This window comes from Microbispora hainanensis (assembly GCF_036186745.1).
Classification (GTDB): Bacteria; Actinomycetota; Actinomycetes; order Streptosporangiales; family Streptosporangiaceae; genus Microbispora.
In genome coordinates this window covers 3,574,928-3,588,317 of sequence record NZ_CP108086.1, presented here as the reverse complement: position 1 = coordinate 3,588,317, position 13,390 = coordinate 3,574,928, and the positions used below count along the sequence as shown (strand labels likewise).

Sequence of the window (13,390 nt, the reverse complement as noted above, 5' to 3'; positions counted from 1 at the left end):
CGTCAGACCCGCTTCAGGATCTCGCGCACCTCTCTGGCCCGTTCTCCGTCCATGCCGCGGGCGTTCTCGGCACTGCGCCGTACGGTCGGGCCGAGCTCGACCACCTTCGCGGCGAGTTCCTCGCCCTTCTTCATCAGCGTGTCGGGCCCGCCGCCCTCCATGTACGCGGAGCGGAAGGCGGCGCCGGCCGTGTCGTGTCCCCACGGCTCGGCGGCGTTGAGCCGCTGGATCTCCCGCAGTGCGGCGCCGTAGCCGCTCTCCACGTCGGTCGCCGTGGCGTGCCACTGCGACAGGCCCTTCGCGAGCTGCTGCGGGCGGATGTCGACGTAGTTCACCTCGAACAGCTCGCTCATGGGCTCTCCGGTGTCCGCTTCGGCATCTGCCTCGACATCTGTTCGAGCACCGCATCGAGGTCACCCTCGATGTGCGCCCTCATCTGCTCAGGGGGAACGAGTGGCGCGAAGATCTCGACGACCCGGTCCTGGGCCTTGGCCACGGCGGCGTGGATGGTCCGCGTGATGGCGTCGGCCAGGCCGCGCGCGTCCTGCCGCCGATAGATGCGTGGGTCGAGGTCGAGCCTGATCAGGTCGCCGTTCGCCCCGACCGTGGCCGCCACGAGCCCGTCACGCGACTTCTCCGTCACCTGTACGGCGCGCGCCTTCTCGTGCAGCACGGGCGCCTCCTCCTGCAGGCGCATGAACGTGGCCCGCAGTTCCTCGGCGTACGCCCGCATTCCGGCGGCATCCGGCGTCTGTCCCCCGGCCATGTTCATCACCCCGATCGCCCGCGTTCACCCCAATGCCGATCAACGTCCAATATCGGGGATTATCACATCTTCGTTTGGCATCCGGTTAGTGTCGATTCCCTCGGGACGCCTGACGGGCATCCCTACGCGACACGTGCCCACCGGACGCATAGCGCGCGGGTGTGATGCCGACATGCCGGGTGAAGTGCCGGTTCAGGTGCGCCTGGTCATGGAATCCCACGCTCGTCGCCACATCGGCCGGCCGCTGACCGCTCAGCAGGAGCCTGCGGGCCAGGTCTATGCGCTTGCCCGTGAGATAGGTGTGCGGCGGCAGGCCGTACGTCCGCGTGAAGCAGCGGATCAGGTGTGTCGGATGAGAGTGGAGGACGGCGGCCGCCTCCCGCAGCGACAGCCCCACCCGGACCCGGGCGTCCAGCAGTTCACGCAGCTCGACGGCCAGCCGGTGCGCCTCCCGGCCGGGCTCCCGATGCCGGAACGCCTCAAGGTGGAAGCGCAGCCTCTCCGCGACGAAGAACAGGCGTGATTCGCCCTCGACCACCTCTCCCGGATGCCCGAGAGCGGCATGCAGGCGGTGGATCCGGTCACGCAGGAGTGGGTCGGCCAGGATCGGGGCGTCCGCCGCCTTGCCGATGAGACGTTCCGGCAGCACGGTGGTGTCCAGGTAGAGCACGCGCTTGCGGAAGCCCGCGGCGGTGACGGTCCTGCCGTCATGCCGGACACCGGGAGGCAGGAGCAGTACGGCGGACAGGTCGGCGGCGGCGTGCCGGCGACGGTCCAGTCCGAAGTCGACCGCGCCGTCGTCGAGGATCATCAGGTCCCACGTGTCGTGAGTGTGGGCCGGATAGGCATGGTCGGTGAAGTGCGCGTGGAAGACCTCGGCGATGCCGGGCACCGGCGGCCGCCAGGCACTGACCGTCGGCGGACGATGGTGAGCCGTCACGCTAAGAACGTACAAGACGGGCCACAGCGGGCCGGGCCACGCTCATCACGTGCGTCATCGCCCGCTCCGGGCGGTGCATCCGAAGTGAGAGGCACACACGATGTCCGTTTCCCTCGACCCCGTCAACATCGCCGACAAGCTCTCCCGGATCGACGAGTTGTGGACGCAGAAAACGATCGCCGGGCTCAACGACTACGAGATCAAGCTCGCCAAGCTGAAGGGAGAGTTCGTCTGGCACACCCACCCGGAGACCGACGAGCTGTTCGTGGTCGTCAGCGGCAGGCTCACCATCCGGCTGCGCGAGGAGGATCGCGAGGGGGACGTCGTCCTCGGGCCCGGCGAGCTCTACGTGGTGCCCCGCGGCGTCGAGCACTGCCCCGTGGCCGAGGAGGAGACGGCCGTGATGCTGGTGGAGCCGGTCGGCACGCTCAACACCGGTGACGCGGGCGGCCCGATGACCAGGGCCGCCGAACCCCTGTAGGAGATCGCGGGCGAGGGCGGGGACCGCTGGGGCGACGGCGCGGCGAGGAGTCTCCGCGGCGTGCTTCAAAAGCCGGCCCGGCCGGGTCGTCCGCCGGCGAACCGCTGCGCGACGTGGATGTGCGGATCGGTCTCGCTCGTCAACGTCCGCTCCCTTCGTCCGAGCCCAGGTCGAGAGGCTCGGCGTGCTCGCGTAGGCCGCTGACCTCGGCGTGGCCCACCCACCGCCGGTGGACGCCCCGCTCGATCCGCTCCATGCCGAGCGCCCGCGCGACCGGCAGCCGCCCGCCGGTGTATTCGAGCAGCAGCTCGCCCGGGCGTTCGTCGCGTACGAGGCAGGGGGCGCCGCGCCACTCGCACACCCGCGTGACGTGGAAGACCGCCTCGCACTCCTCGGCGGGCACCGGCCGGACGAAGCGGCCCGGGGCCCGCTCCTCGAACCCGTCGGCAGGCCCGTCGCTCAGCAGCCGGATCAGCAGCCCGTCGTGTCCCGCGTCCGGATTCGCCGTGAACTCGGCTCCGCGCCGGCGCGCCCGATAGGAGCTCGCCGACGCCGACGCCGGTGCCGGTGCCGGTGCGAGGGCCTGTTCCGGGGGCTGTTCCGGGCCGGGCGGCAGCCAGCGGCCGAGGTCGCCGTCGTAGACCGCGCGTACGACCTCGGTGCCGGCCAGGGTCAGCTCGACTATCTCAGAGGCGTGCGGCAGCCGTACGGCGTCCACCTTGTATTCACGGACAAGGGAGTCCGCGTTGGGCGCGAGGCCCATTCCGGCGAACGGCGGCTCCTCGATGACCCACCCGGCGACCGCCGCCATGCCCGCCTCGTCGGTCCCGCCGTACGGCGTGCGGTAGAGGTTCAGCCCCACCGTGCGCCACCGCAGCAGGAACAGCGAGCCCTCGCGGCTGAGCAGACCGTCGTCGTCGCCCCGGCCGATGGCGTCGGCGAGCACGGCCGGCGTCGCCAGGTGTGCGACGTCGAGCGCGTGGTGGCAGTAGCCCGAGACGCGCGACTCCCCCTCGCCGAGATATGACCGCAGGTCGTGGGGCGTGAGCGGCTTCTGCACGACCGGCAGCGCGGGCTCGGGCTCCGCCCTGCGGTCCTGCGCGAGGGTGGGGACCGCGAGCCTGGCCACGGTGCCCGGTTCGAGCAGGAAGCGCACCGGCAGGCCAGGGTTGACGGCCAGGCCCCACCGCGGGTCGGGCCAGCCCGCGGCCAGCTCGACCAGCGAGGTGATCCTGACCCGCGACAACCCGGTGGCCGCCCGCATCGCCTCGACCGAGGTGTACGCGGGCAGCCACACCCGGTCGGGCGCGGTGATCGTCGGCCAGGCGGCGTCTCCCTCCGGGGGCGCGGGCAGCGCCAGCTCGGTGTCCCTGAGCATGCTCAGGCAGACCGCCAGGTCCCCCGCGTCGTACGCCGCCCCGAGCCGCCGCTCGAACGCGCTGGCCGCCCACTCCATCAGAGGCTGAACGGAGGCATGAAGGACGGCGTCTTCGGCATGTCGTCGGGGTCGGGGAGGGGCTCGGCGAGGCCTCCGGTGGACGGGTCGAAGGCCACCTTGGCCTTGGCGAAGTCGGGCGCCTCCATGGTGATGGCCTGCATGCCGGGGAACTTCTGCTGGACGCCGGCGGTGAGATAGGAGACTCCCATGAAGATCGCGGCGACCTTGAAGCTCACCCTCCCCAGGATCGCGAACACCCGCTCCGCGATCCTCGACAGGGAGGCGATCACCGCTACCACCATGGGCTCGACTACGGCCAGCGTCATCGGGTTGCCCTTGGCGGCGGCGCCGGCGTACGCCAGCGTCATCGCCGCCCCGCCGAGCGACAGCGAGATGTAACTGGCCGCGGTGTAGATCTGGGCCGCGGAGTCGAGGCTGTCGCCGACGCCTTTCATTCCCCTGTCCAGCGAGTCGAGCTGCGTGTCCAGCTCGGCGAACTTCTGCTTCATCGTGGCCAGCATCTGCCCCTTCAGATGCCCGTTCGACTCGAGCGCGGTGATCTGCCCGCGGAGATCAGTGCGCAGCTGCCCGATGTCGGGTGACGCGTTGGCGTCGTCGCCTCCCTCGTTGCGCCACTCGCGCGCGCCCCGCGCCATCGCGTCGGGGTCGGCGACCATCGCGAGCAGCACCGCCGCCAGCGGCCGGGCGGCCGGCTCCAGGAGGGAGGCCGTGCCGGCCAGCCCGGCGCCGGTGATGAAGTTGTTCTGCGCGTTCCAGATCTCGACGTTGCCGATGCTCACCATGGCCTAGATGTCCTCCTGCATCCCGAGGACGGGAGGCGCCACGTCCTCGTCGCCGAACCAGGTGCTCTCGTCTTCCGGCACCGCCGGGCCCCGCGTGCGCTCCTTGCCGTCGTCGTTGCTCCCCGCGCCCATGCCCATCGGGGCGTACGGCATGGCGGGGATCCCCCCGGACCCGCCGCCGGCCCGCCCGGCGCCGGAGCCCAGCCCGCCGCCCGCGCCGCTCGCTCCGGAGCCGTACGACGCGCCCCCGGAGCCGTAGCCGCCCGAGCCGTAGCCGCCGCTCCCCGGCCGGTTCAGGGAGTAGTCGCCCGGCCCGTAGCCGGTCGTGCCGAGGTCGGGGACCGACGGCGGCGTCGGCGTCTGCAACGGGTTCGGGTTGTACGAGGAGAGGGAGGTGTCGCCCGGGTTGTTCAGCTTGGGGGTCTCCAGGGCGTTCGCACCGTTCTGGCCGAGCCCGTCGAGGCCCGTGGAGCCGAGGCCGTTCTGACCGAGACCGCCGTTCGGGTCGAGGCCGCTGCCGCCGGGGCCGTTGCCGTCCGGGTCACCGGGGCCGGGCAGGCCATCGCCGATGTCGCCTGGATCGGGCAGCGAGCTGCCGTCCGGCACGTCCGGGCGCGGCAGGTCGTCGTCGAGGCCGTTGCCGAGCTTGTCCTTGGGCAGCGTGAGGTCCTTGCCGAGGTCGGCGCCGGGGTCGGTCTTCGGCAGCCCGCCACCGTCGAGCCCGAGCTTCTTGGGGTCGAACCCGGGGGCCTTCGGGCCGCCCGGCAGGCCGGGCTGATGGGGGTCCCCGGGGCCGCCGGAGCTCTGCTTCTCGGCTTCCTTGGCGTTCTCGACCGCCTGGTCGATGGCCGGCCGGTAGGACTCCAGGACCTCCTGGCCCTTCGCCACGGCCTCGGCCGTCTGGTCCCGCACCCGGCTGTGCACGCCGTTCAGGCTGCCGCCGATCACGCCGAAGGTCAGCATCGGAAGGTGAATGTTCTTGATCCGCCCGCTCGTGGCCCCCAGGACCTGTCCCCGGCCGGCCACGTCGTTGCCGAACTTCGTGACCTCGGGGTAGTCCATCTTGAACTCGGGGTCCACCAGGCGGGGGTCCACCACGCCGCCCGTGTTCATCGTGTTCGCCAGGCCGGCGAAAGGATTCCCGCCGCCGCTCGTATCGGTCACAGCACCCTCCAGCCGGTTGCCGACAGATTGCGTTTTCAACTACTTACGGCCGAGTCACCACAAAGCTCGCAAATCGTATGAAACCCCTAACCTGCCGTCTGACAAATGCGTAAGCGACGTGACAAAATCTTAATCTGGGACAGTCCCGGCAAGCCCCCTTCTGATCCATTACTGTGACTTTTGGGTCATCACCCGACCCTCCTGGTCGGGGGAATTCGACAGGATCAGTGGAGGTGACCATGTCGCACTCTGGCGCAAGCCAGGCCCAAGTAAGCCGGCACGACCTGGAGGAGGCGATCACCTGGATCGGCGACGCGGCCGAGAACATCCGCGGCATCCAGCGTTACCTGGACAGCGCCGGTGAGAACCTCAAGGTGCACTGGCAGGGTGAGTCGCACCACGCGTTCAACAAGGTGCACCTGCTGTGGCACGAGCGCATGGACGTCATCCTGGGCAGCCTGCAGACCCTCGCGGAGAGCATCCGGGCGAACAACAAGAACTACGCCGAGTTCAACACGCAGGTGACCGCCGAGATCAACAAGATCGAGGCGCTCATCAACCAGGCCCCGCCCGCCTCGTACAGCCGCTGAGCCCGAGACGACCACCAGCAACGGACGGAGAGCGCGACGGTGGACTTCGACATCACAAAGGTCAACTTCAGCGGTCTCGACACGGGCGAGACCGAGTTCCAGAACGCCTTCAACAGGCTGGTCACGGAGCTGGAGAACCTGGAGAACAAGCTCAACACCAAGACCGCGATCTGGCAGGGCAGCGCCAAGGACGCCTACGACCAGACCCGGCGGATCTGGCAGCAGGAGGCCAAGGGCCTGGCGGACATCGTGTCCCTGCTGGCCAAGAACATCAACATCACGAACATGAACATGAAGGACGTCGAGCGCATCAACGCCGCCATGTTCGACGGCAAGTAGGACGGCAGGCAGAGCGAACGTCCGACGTACGGCCGGCGGCACCGGCGATCCCTCGTCGGCGCCGTCTTCGGCCGTGAACGGGAGGGTGACGCATGTCCCGAGGCGTGGAGGTCAGCCGTACGGCCCTCAGGAACGCCCGCAAGGACTTCGAGGAGGCGCTCGAACTGCTGGCGCCCGGGGCGTCCAAGCGCGAGGTGACTCCGGTCGCCTTCGCCGAGGGCGGCGCGGTGAAGAAGCTGATCGCGCAGCGTGACGCCATCGGCGGGTTCTGGCCCGCGGCCATGGGCTTCCACACGAGCGTGACCAGCGCGGAGAGCGCGGTCACCGCCATCTACGCGGAGATCGCCGCGACCCTGGGCATCGCCGCCGAGCGTCTGGAGCTGGCGATCAGGAATCTCGACGCCGGCGAGCAGGCGGGCGTGCAGCAGGCGGGCACGGCGCAGGTCTAGCCGTACACGGGGAACGGTTAAGGAGGCGTCTTGGCCGAGAGAAAGATGCCGATCAGGGCGGCGATCGACGCGTCCGACCCGGGCGTCGTCATGCTCGACACCCTGCGCGACGCGCTCGGGAAGACCGACCCCGAGCTGATCAGGGCGGCCTCGGGCGAGTTCAAGGGTGTGCACGACAAGCTGAAGACCGTGGTCGACACCCTCGACAAGCACCTGGACGCCCTCGACAAGCACTGGACCACGGGCGACGACGCCAAGCAGGTGAAGGAGCAGCTCCACCGGCTCAGGACCTCCACGCTCGCCGTGATGAACGCGATCGTGGAGACCTCCCTGCCCGACGGCCGCTCCGGACCGCCCTCCACACCGCGCGGCGTGGTCCCCGCGCTGGACGTGTACGCCAGCTCGCTCAACCAGTTCCGGGGCGAGAACGTCCCGAAGCCCACCAAGAGCGACATCGACTGGTATGACGCCGCCCTGGAGGCCGGGGCGGTCGGCGCCGCGGGCGGCGCCATCGCCGGCTCCCCCTTCGCGGGTGTCGGAGCCATCCCCGGAGCCGTCATCGGCGGCGTCGGCGGGTTCATCGTCGGCGGCATCGGCGGCGCCATCGGCTCGATCTTCGGCGACGGCCCCTTCCTCAACATCTTCGGGGAGTCGAAGGAAGAGAAGGACATGAAGGCGGCCGAGGAGCACCTCAAGAAGCTCACCCAGGCGACGAAGGCCGCCAACGACATGTTCCCCGCCTCACTCGACACCGACGTGCCGAAGTTCGACATGACGCCTCCCCCGTTCAACCCCGTCACCGGGCCCGGCGGGAGCCTCCCGAACGGGAACGTCCGCACGAACGTGAACGGCCTGGGCGATCTCGGGTCGCTCGGCGACCTCGGAAACGACCCTTCCGGCGACGGGCTCGGCTTCGACACCGGCTACCCGCCGTACGGGCTCGGGGGCGGGCCCGGATCGGCGGCGGGCGGCGACGGGCGGTTCGGGAACGGGCTCGACGGCGGACCGAACGGGACGGGCCTCGACGGGCTCGACGGCTCGGGCCTGAACGGCGCCGGACTGAACGGCGGCTTGAACGGGAGCGGGCTGGACGGGAGCGGTCTCAACGGCGCGGGCGGCAACGGCGCCGGCAACGGACAGTACGGCGCGGGTCCGGGCACCAGCCTGGCCGGCCACACGCCGGGGCTCGACGCGTTCGGCGCATCGGGCGGCTCCGGCGGTGGCGCGGGCGCGGGGTACGGCACGGGCTTCGGCGGCAGCGGCTACGGCGGAGCCGGAGCGGGCGGCGGCGCAGGTGCCGGAGCCGGGACCGGCGGCGTGACTGGCGGCGTGACCGGCGTGAACGCGGCGGGTCTGCGATCCTCCGCCGGAGGCTCGATGCTCCCGATCGCGCCGCACGGCACGGGCAAGGGCGAGGAGCGCGAGGAACGCGAGCGGACCACCTGGTTGCTGGAGGACGAGGACTTCTTCATGAGCGACCAGCCGACCACCTCCCCCCGCATCGACAGGGCATGATCGAGAAAGGTGTGACGTGTCCCTTGACTCCGGCGGCGGTTCGCCGCCACCGAAGCTGCGCCTGCCCGCGGACTGGCCGGGTCTCGACGGGAGCCCGGACGGCGCGGCGGGCGGGCCGTACATCGAGCACACCCGGGTCCTCCAGGTCCTCAAGGGGCTGCGGGAGGAGCTCGGGACACTGCGCGGTCGCGCTCCGGCGAGCATGAGCGCCACCTGGAGCGGCCCGGGCACCGCGGGCGAGGTCCAGGGCCTGACCAACGTCGGCCCGGCCGAGGCCGGTCCGTGGGACACGGCCCGATATTTCGGACTGAACGCCGAGCAGGCCCACGAGGTGCTCAGCGGCAAGTACCAACTGCTGATCGACCGGGTCGAGGCGCTGGTCACGGCCGTCGAGCAGGCGGTCGCCAACTACCAAAAGGGCCACGAGAGCAGCAGCGCGTGAGCCAGAGGGCAGGGAGATAGACCTCGATGGGATCCGACTCCGGCTGGGAGCTGATCAAGATCTACGAGACCCTCTACGGTCTCGACCAGGGCAATCTGACCCGGGAACAGATCAAGCAGAAGCTCGACGCCGCCAAGCCGGACGACATGGGCAGGGCCGGCCAGGCGTTCCTCGACGCCGCCGACCTCATGGGCGGGACGATCGGCGGGAACGGCCCGTCCGAGAGCGGCATCCAGGCCGCGCTCAGCAGGACGGCCAAGGAGCTCGCCCAGGTGTGGCGCGGCCCGGCCGCGGTCCAGGTGCAGTCGGCGCTCCGCGCACTGTACGCCACGGCGGGCGCGCTGGGTGACGCCATGGCGTCCAGCGGAGCCGCCATGTCCTGGTACGCGACCGTGGTGAAGAACGCGCAGGCCAACTTCCCCGCCGCCACGGACACCAGCAACGAGGGCGCCGGGGGCGGCACCACGGGCAGCCCGCCCACCGACGCGGACGAGGCCGCGCGCAGACACTTCCGCAAGCTCAACGAGGACATCCAGCAGGCGAACAACGCCTTCGCCGAGGGGCTGGCCTTCGAGCTGCCCGCCATCGAGCCGACGAGCATCGACCTCACCCGGTCGCCGCGCATCCAGGTGGGCGGGACGGGGGCGCCCGTCACGACCACCGACACGTGGCACGGCGGCTCCACCGGTGACGGCACGTCCGGTTATGGCACGTCCGGCTCGGGGGGCTCGGGTTCCGGGTCGAGCGGTTCGGGCTCCGGCGGGGGCGGCGGCACGGGCGGCCCCGGCTCCGACGGCAGCGGCTCGGGCGGCGGCGGCACGGACGGGTCGGGCGACTCCGGCTCGTCGGACCCCGGGCAGAACGGCCCTGGCCAGGACGGCACAGGACAAAACGGCACAGGGCAGAACGGTTCCGGGCAGAACGGTTCCGGGCAGAACGGTTCCGGGCAGAACGGTTCCGGGCAGAACGCGGGGCAGCCGGGTGGTTCCGGCGACGGGTCGGGCACCGCTCCGCCCGTGATCGGCGGCTCCGACAGGACCGACCTGGCCAACGCCCATCCCCTGCCCACCGGCACGAACCCCGCGGGCACCATCCCCAACGGGCTCACCGGCTATCCGGACACGCACCTTCCCGTCACGACGACCGGCCCCACCGGCACGCTCCCGCCCGGCGGGGTGATCGGCACGTACGGCGGGCAGCGCGGCGGCTTCGGGACCGGCTTCGGCGTCGGCGGCGTGCAGGCGGGCGAGTCCGTCCTCGGCGCCCTGCGGCCGGGCCAGGCCGGCGGAGGTTCCTCCTTCATGCCCTACGGCCCGGCAGGCGCGGCCGGATCGGAGGGCCGGGAGGAGCGTCAGCGGGAGATCTACGACCCCGAGCCGGACGTCTGGCGCGTGACCGGCACCACCAGCCCCGACCGCATCGGCTGACCCCGCCGCGACCACATCAGCCGCATCGGGCTTCGCGGCGCTCGCCACCACGACGAGCGCCACGGTGCCGGTGGTCGCAGCGGGCGCGGGGCCGGGCCGCACAGACAGCATGGCGCCGGTGGTCGCAGCGCGCGTGGTCATGCCCGGCCCAGGGCCCGCCCGCTGTGGAGCGGGCGGCGGGTTACAGGCCCAGGCTGCGGCTGATGCGGTCGAGCTCGCCCAGCACGTCCTTCGCTGTCCGGTCGAAGGCGGACTCCGCCTCTCTGACCTGGGCGAGCACGGCCTCCGGGTCGTCCAGGAACTTCGACTGGTCGCCCTCCGGCCCGAGCGCGTCGGCCATGGCCCGGTTCATCTGCCGATACAGGTCGTCGGACGCGGCCCGCATCGTCTCCTTGATCCGCTCGGCCAGCTCCCCCGAGCTCAGCCGCATGGCCTTGGGATGCAGCTCCAGCTCGCTCAGCCCTCGGGCGGAGACCTCCACGCTGACCAGGCCGTCCTCGTCGCGGGCCCGGCCGACCAGCGAGGACAGGGTGGTCTGGAGCCGTTCGACGGCCGTGATCCTGGCGTCCACTCGCTGCTGGAAACGCTCCACGTCGAAGTCGTCGAACCCGCCGTCGGCCATCTGAGCCCCTTTTCCCCGCGATATTCGGAACATCGGCAAGTTAACGCATTCAAACCGAGGCGTACGGGTTTTATCGGCTCACCCGTTACGCATCAGTGAACATCCGCCGAATTTCCGCTTTCTACCTGCGGAAACGTATCCCCGACGCATGGCAGGGACCCGAAACCCGGTGATAGGCAAGATCACGTGTCCTACGGTGCACCCTCGTCAAGTCAGTCACCGGTCCCCGCCACGGCGTCGCCCACCGCTTCCCCGGCTCCGCCCACCTCGGCCACACCGCCGACGACCCCACCGGCGTCCACGGCACCGCCCTCGCCGGGGCCGTCCGCTACACCGTCCACCACGCCGCCCGCCACACCGTCCACCGCACCATCGGCAGCACCGCCGACCGGCGCGCCCACGGCGGCGGCGACACCGACGTCCCCCGCTTCCCCGGCTCCGTCCGTGCCGTCGATGGTCAGCCCGTGCCCGCACACGCCGCCCTGCCCGCCGCCGGGCCCCTGCCTGCCCGACTCGCTGCGCGTACGGCAGCCGGGGACACCGCCGGGGACACCGCCGGGGACGCAGCCGGGGACGCAGCAGGCCCCACAGCGGGCCCCGCGGTCGCCGGCGGCCCCGGCCGCACCCTCTGGCGGCTCAGGCGCCATGCCCGGCTACGAGGTGGCCGCGAGCTTCATCAGGAAGTTCGCCGGCACGGTGAGCGGCTCCGCCGACGGTGTCCGGCGGCTGGGGGACGCGACGCCCCGCTTCCGGGGCTGGAGCCTCGCCCCGCTCGCCGGGATCCCCATCGTCGGGCTCACCGTCGTCCACCGGTTCAACACGATCTCCGACACCTGGTCGGGCGCCGCGGCCATCCTCGGCGACGCCCTGCACACGGACGGCGAGACGCTGGTCAGGGCGGCCGACAATTACGTCGCGGCGGAGAAGGCGAGCAAGGCCACGATCCAGCAGCCGCGCCCCTGAAAGCCGTGCTCACGCCGGCCCAGCGGGCGCGACATCCCATCAGCGATCGACTCTCCCGGCCGACCGGCAGGGGCACGGTCTTTCAGCAGGGCTCAACGTCCAGGAACCACAAGTGCTCACCTGCCGGCGGCTGCCACCAGGAGTCTGCCGCACGGCTCACTCCAAGAACCGATTAGGACCCGCATGTCGACTCCGCCCAGCGAGCCGGGCACGCTGTTCGTTCCCGGCCGGCCCACTTCGGGCCCCAAGGAGCTCTACATCACCGATTCGAGTGGCAACGTCCAGCGGACCGTCTCCGTGGCACCGGCCGGCTCCGCCGACACGGCTGCCGCCTCCGCCGCCACCCGCACCGACCCCGGCTTCTTCAAGAGCCTGGTCAAGGGGTTGAACCCGCTGCGGCAGCAGACGCGTGCGGCCTCGGCCATGTCCGGTCTGGGAGTCGCGGCACTCGCCCTGGACGTGGCCGCCACGCTGAACCTCGGCAACCCCTTCCTCTTCTACGACAGGCGGGAGACCTGGAAGGAGATGGGAGGCCGGCTGGAGAGCGGCAGGTCGGACATCTGGTTCTCCTACTTCCAGGACGTCAGCCCCAACTGGAAGGGCCAGGCGGCGGACCTGCTCGGGCGGCGGGTGCGCTTCAACACCACGGTCCTGTACGAGAAGCTCCACGGGATCACCGGTGAGATGAGCGGTGCGATGCACAGCCAGTTCAAGGAGGTCCTTGAGTACGACCTGTCGGTGTTCGGCCTCTACGCGACCTCGGCGCCGGTCCTCCGTTCGCTGGCGGCGATGAGCGCGCACCCGGTCGGCCGGGTCGCGCTGATCTCGCAGGCCGGTGCGTTCGTCAGCGCGCTGGGCAACCTCGTCAAGCAGTTCGCCGACATCTACATGGCGTACGAGAGCGACCTCAACAAGATGGAGCAGAAGCTCAACGACGTGCGGGCCGCCTTCTACCACCAGGGCGACCCGGCGCGGGGCCGCCGTGACCTCACGCTCACCCCCGCCGTGGCGGAGCGGGCGAACATCCACGACTACTGGCAGCCGGCGAACAGGGACCTGCGATGAGGAACACGGCCGCGTTCAACGAGGGCAGGGAGGGCGACGTCGCCGGCCTGGTGCGGGAGGTGCAGGGCCGCGTCGGCGCGCTCGCCGACCTGCTCCACACCCTGAGCGAGGAGGTGATCGAGGGCACCGACGCCACGGGCGCCGTGACGGCCCGGGTCACCGGCGCGGGTCACCTGCTCGGGCTGAGCATCGACCCGCGGGCGATGCGCGACCTCGACCACGTCGCGATGTCAGCCGCGATCCAGGGCGCGATCGGCGCCGCGCGCGGCGCGACCGGCGAGCGGCTGACCAAGGCCATGGAGGAGTTCACGGCGGACTTCGGCGACGCGCCCCCGTCCGGCGACCCGCTCGTGCCCTACGTCCAGGCCCTGCTTCGCGAGGAGTGA

The 13,390-nt window shown here is 71.2% G+C and carries 18 protein-coding genes; 10 read left to right on the top strand and 8 right to left on the bottom strand.

Annotation, left to right across the window (positions count from 1 at the left end; translation table 11 throughout):
- Positions 1-2: 2 nt before the first annotated feature.
- The 3 genes from OHB01_RS17010 to OHB01_RS17000 all read right to left on the bottom strand — a co-directional run bounded on the left by OHB01_RS17010 (position 3) and on the right by OHB01_RS17000 (position 1,706).
- On the bottom strand, positions 3-353 hold the full coding sequence (locus tag OHB01_RS17010; RefSeq protein WP_142646472.1) for a hypothetical protein: 351 nt from the start codon (positions 351-353) through the stop codon (positions 3-5).
- Positions 350-766 (bottom strand): YbaB/EbfC family nucleoid-associated protein, encoded by a 417-nt coding sequence (locus OHB01_RS17005; protein ID WP_142646474.1) that lies wholly within the window; start codon positions 764-766, stop codon positions 350-352. Before OHB01_RS17005 ends, OHB01_RS17010 begins: the two co-directional genes overlap by 4 nt.
- Before the next feature lie 85 nt (positions 767-851).
- Entirely contained in the window at positions 852-1,706 is an 855-nt protein-coding gene (locus tag OHB01_RS17000) for a helix-turn-helix transcriptional regulator (protein WP_142646476.1), read from the bottom strand.
- Positions 1,707-1,806: 100 nt separating this feature from the next.
- On the opposite strand from OHB01_RS17000, the gene OHB01_RS16995 reads away from it, so the two are divergent.
- Complete coding sequence (locus tag OHB01_RS16995; RefSeq protein ID WP_147944752.1) at positions 1,807-2,187, top strand: cupin domain-containing protein; 381 nt, start codon at positions 1,807-1,809, stop codon at positions 2,185-2,187.
- Between the two features lie 139 nt (positions 2,188-2,326).
- Here the strand turns inward: OHB01_RS16995 and OHB01_RS16990 are convergent, their stop codons facing one another.
- From OHB01_RS16990 to OHB01_RS16980, 3 genes are read right to left on the bottom strand one after another with little or no spacing between them, the layout of a single operon-like run.
- Positions 2,327-3,643, bottom strand: a complete 1,317-nt coding sequence (locus OHB01_RS16990; RefSeq protein ID WP_328708315.1) for an SseB family protein — start codon at positions 3,641-3,643, stop codon at positions 2,327-2,329.
- A complete protein-coding gene (locus OHB01_RS16985) occupies positions 3,643-4,428 on the bottom strand; it encodes a WXG100 family type VII secretion target (RefSeq protein WP_142646480.1) in 786 nt (261 codons plus the stop codon). Before OHB01_RS16985 ends, OHB01_RS16990 begins: the two co-directional genes overlap by 1 nt.
- A gap of 3 nt (positions 4,429-4,431) precedes the next feature.
- Entirely contained in the window at positions 4,432-5,592 is a 1,161-nt protein-coding gene (locus tag OHB01_RS16980; RefSeq protein WP_142646484.1) for a hypothetical protein, read from the bottom strand.
- Between the two features lie 239 nt (positions 5,593-5,831).
- Here OHB01_RS16980 and OHB01_RS16975 point away from each other — a divergent pair, with 239 nt between their 5' ends.
- The 6 genes from OHB01_RS16975 to OHB01_RS16950 all read left to right on the top strand — a co-directional run bounded on the left by OHB01_RS16975 (position 5,832) and on the right by OHB01_RS16950 (position 10,354).
- Positions 5,832-6,182 (top strand): WXG100 family type VII secretion target, encoded by a 351-nt coding sequence (locus OHB01_RS16975; RefSeq protein ID WP_142646486.1) that lies wholly within the window; start codon positions 5,832-5,834, stop codon positions 6,180-6,182.
- A 39-nt stretch (positions 6,183-6,221) separates the two neighbouring features.
- Complete coding sequence (locus OHB01_RS16970) at positions 6,222-6,521, top strand: WXG100 family type VII secretion target (RefSeq protein WP_142646488.1); 300 nt, start codon at positions 6,222-6,224, stop codon at positions 6,519-6,521.
- Positions 6,522-6,613: 92 nt separating this feature from the next.
- Positions 6,614-6,970, top strand: a complete 357-nt coding sequence (locus OHB01_RS16965; protein WP_142646490.1) for a hypothetical protein — start codon at positions 6,614-6,616, stop codon at positions 6,968-6,970.
- A 30-nt stretch (positions 6,971-7,000) separates the two neighbouring features.
- On the top strand, positions 7,001-8,485 hold the full coding sequence (locus tag OHB01_RS16960; protein WP_328708317.1) for a hypothetical protein: 1,485 nt from the start codon (positions 7,001-7,003) through the stop codon (positions 8,483-8,485).
- 16 nt (positions 8,486-8,501) lie between these two features.
- Positions 8,502-8,927: a hypothetical protein gene (locus OHB01_RS16955; RefSeq protein WP_142646494.1), complete on the top strand. Its 426-nt coding sequence runs from the start codon at positions 8,502-8,504 to the stop codon at positions 8,925-8,927.
- A gap of 26 nt (positions 8,928-8,953) precedes the next feature.
- The gene (locus OHB01_RS16950) at positions 8,954-10,354 is read left to right on the top strand and encodes a hypothetical protein (protein ID WP_142646496.1); all 1,401 of its coding nucleotides are present in this window, start codon (positions 8,954-8,956) and stop codon (positions 10,352-10,354) included.
- A gap of 181 nt (positions 10,355-10,535) precedes the next feature.
- On the opposite strand, the gene OHB01_RS16945 is transcribed toward OHB01_RS16950, so the two are convergent.
- Both OHB01_RS16945 and OHB01_RS16940 read right to left on the bottom strand, forming a co-directional pair.
- Complete coding sequence (locus tag OHB01_RS16945) at positions 10,536-10,976, bottom strand: YbaB/EbfC family nucleoid-associated protein (protein ID WP_142646498.1); 441 nt, start codon at positions 10,974-10,976, stop codon at positions 10,536-10,538.
- A gap of 212 nt (positions 10,977-11,188) precedes the next feature.
- The gene (locus OHB01_RS16940; RefSeq protein WP_328855630.1) at positions 11,189-11,623 is read right to left on the bottom strand and encodes a hypothetical protein; all 435 of its coding nucleotides are present in this window, start codon (positions 11,621-11,623) and stop codon (positions 11,189-11,191) included.
- On the opposite strand from OHB01_RS16940, the gene OHB01_RS16935 reads away from it, so the two are divergent.
- The 3 genes from OHB01_RS16935 to OHB01_RS16925 all read left to right on the top strand — a co-directional run bounded on the left by OHB01_RS16935 (position 11,622) and on the right by OHB01_RS16925 (position 13,390).
- Positions 11,622-11,939: a hypothetical protein gene (locus tag OHB01_RS16935; protein WP_328708322.1), complete on the top strand. Its 318-nt coding sequence runs from the start codon at positions 11,622-11,624 to the stop codon at positions 11,937-11,939. The two genes, OHB01_RS16940 and OHB01_RS16935, sit on opposite strands and share 2 nt — an antisense overlap.
- Positions 11,940-12,122: 183 nt before the next feature.
- A complete protein-coding gene (locus tag OHB01_RS16930; protein ID WP_142646504.1) occupies positions 12,123-13,004 on the top strand; it encodes a hypothetical protein in 882 nt (293 codons plus the stop codon).
- Positions 13,001-13,390, top strand: coding sequence for a YbaB/EbfC family nucleoid-associated protein (locus OHB01_RS16925; protein WP_147944747.1), 390 nt, complete (start codon positions 13,001-13,003; stop codon positions 13,388-13,390). The genes OHB01_RS16930 and OHB01_RS16925 overlap by 4 nt, the downstream gene beginning before the upstream one ends.

Coding starts and splice junctions, on each gene's coding strand:
- OHB01_RS17010 (WP_142646472.1), bottom strand. CDS start 353: ATGAGCGAGCTGTTCGAGGTGAACTACGTCGACATCCGCCCGCAGCAG.
- OHB01_RS17005 (WP_142646474.1), bottom strand. CDS start 766: ATGGCCGGGGGACAGACGCCGGATGCCGCCGGAATGCGGGCGTACGCC.
- OHB01_RS16995 (WP_147944752.1), top strand. CDS start 1,807: ATGTCCGTTTCCCTCGACCCCGTCAACATCGCCGACAAGCTCTCCCGG.
- OHB01_RS16990 (WP_328708315.1), bottom strand. CDS start 3,643: ATGGAGTGGGCGGCCAGCGCGTTCGAGCGGCGGCTCGGGGCGGCGTAC.
- OHB01_RS16985 (WP_142646480.1), bottom strand. CDS start 4,428: ATGGTGAGCATCGGCAACGTCGAGATCTGGAACGCGCAGAACAACTTC.
- OHB01_RS16975 (WP_142646486.1), top strand. CDS start 5,832: ATGTCGCACTCTGGCGCAAGCCAGGCCCAAGTAAGCCGGCACGACCTG.
- OHB01_RS16965 (WP_142646490.1), top strand. CDS start 6,614: ATGTCCCGAGGCGTGGAGGTCAGCCGTACGGCCCTCAGGAACGCCCGC.
- OHB01_RS16950 (WP_142646496.1), top strand. CDS start 8,954: ATGGGATCCGACTCCGGCTGGGAGCTGATCAAGATCTACGAGACCCTC.
- OHB01_RS16945 (WP_142646498.1), bottom strand. CDS start 10,976: ATGGCCGACGGCGGGTTCGACGACTTCGACGTGGAGCGTTTCCAGCAG.
- OHB01_RS16935 (WP_328708322.1), top strand. CDS start 11,622: ATGCCCGGCTACGAGGTGGCCGCGAGCTTCATCAGGAAGTTCGCCGGC.
- OHB01_RS16940 (WP_328855630.1), bottom strand. CDS start 11,623: ATGGCGCCTGAGCCGCCAGAGGGTGCGGCCGGGGCCGCCGGCGACCGC.
- OHB01_RS16930 (WP_142646504.1), top strand. CDS start 12,123: ATGTCGACTCCGCCCAGCGAGCCGGGCACGCTGTTCGTTCCCGGCCGG.
- OHB01_RS16925 (WP_147944747.1), top strand. CDS start 13,001: ATGAGGAACACGGCCGCGTTCAACGAGGGCAGGGAGGGCGACGTCGCC.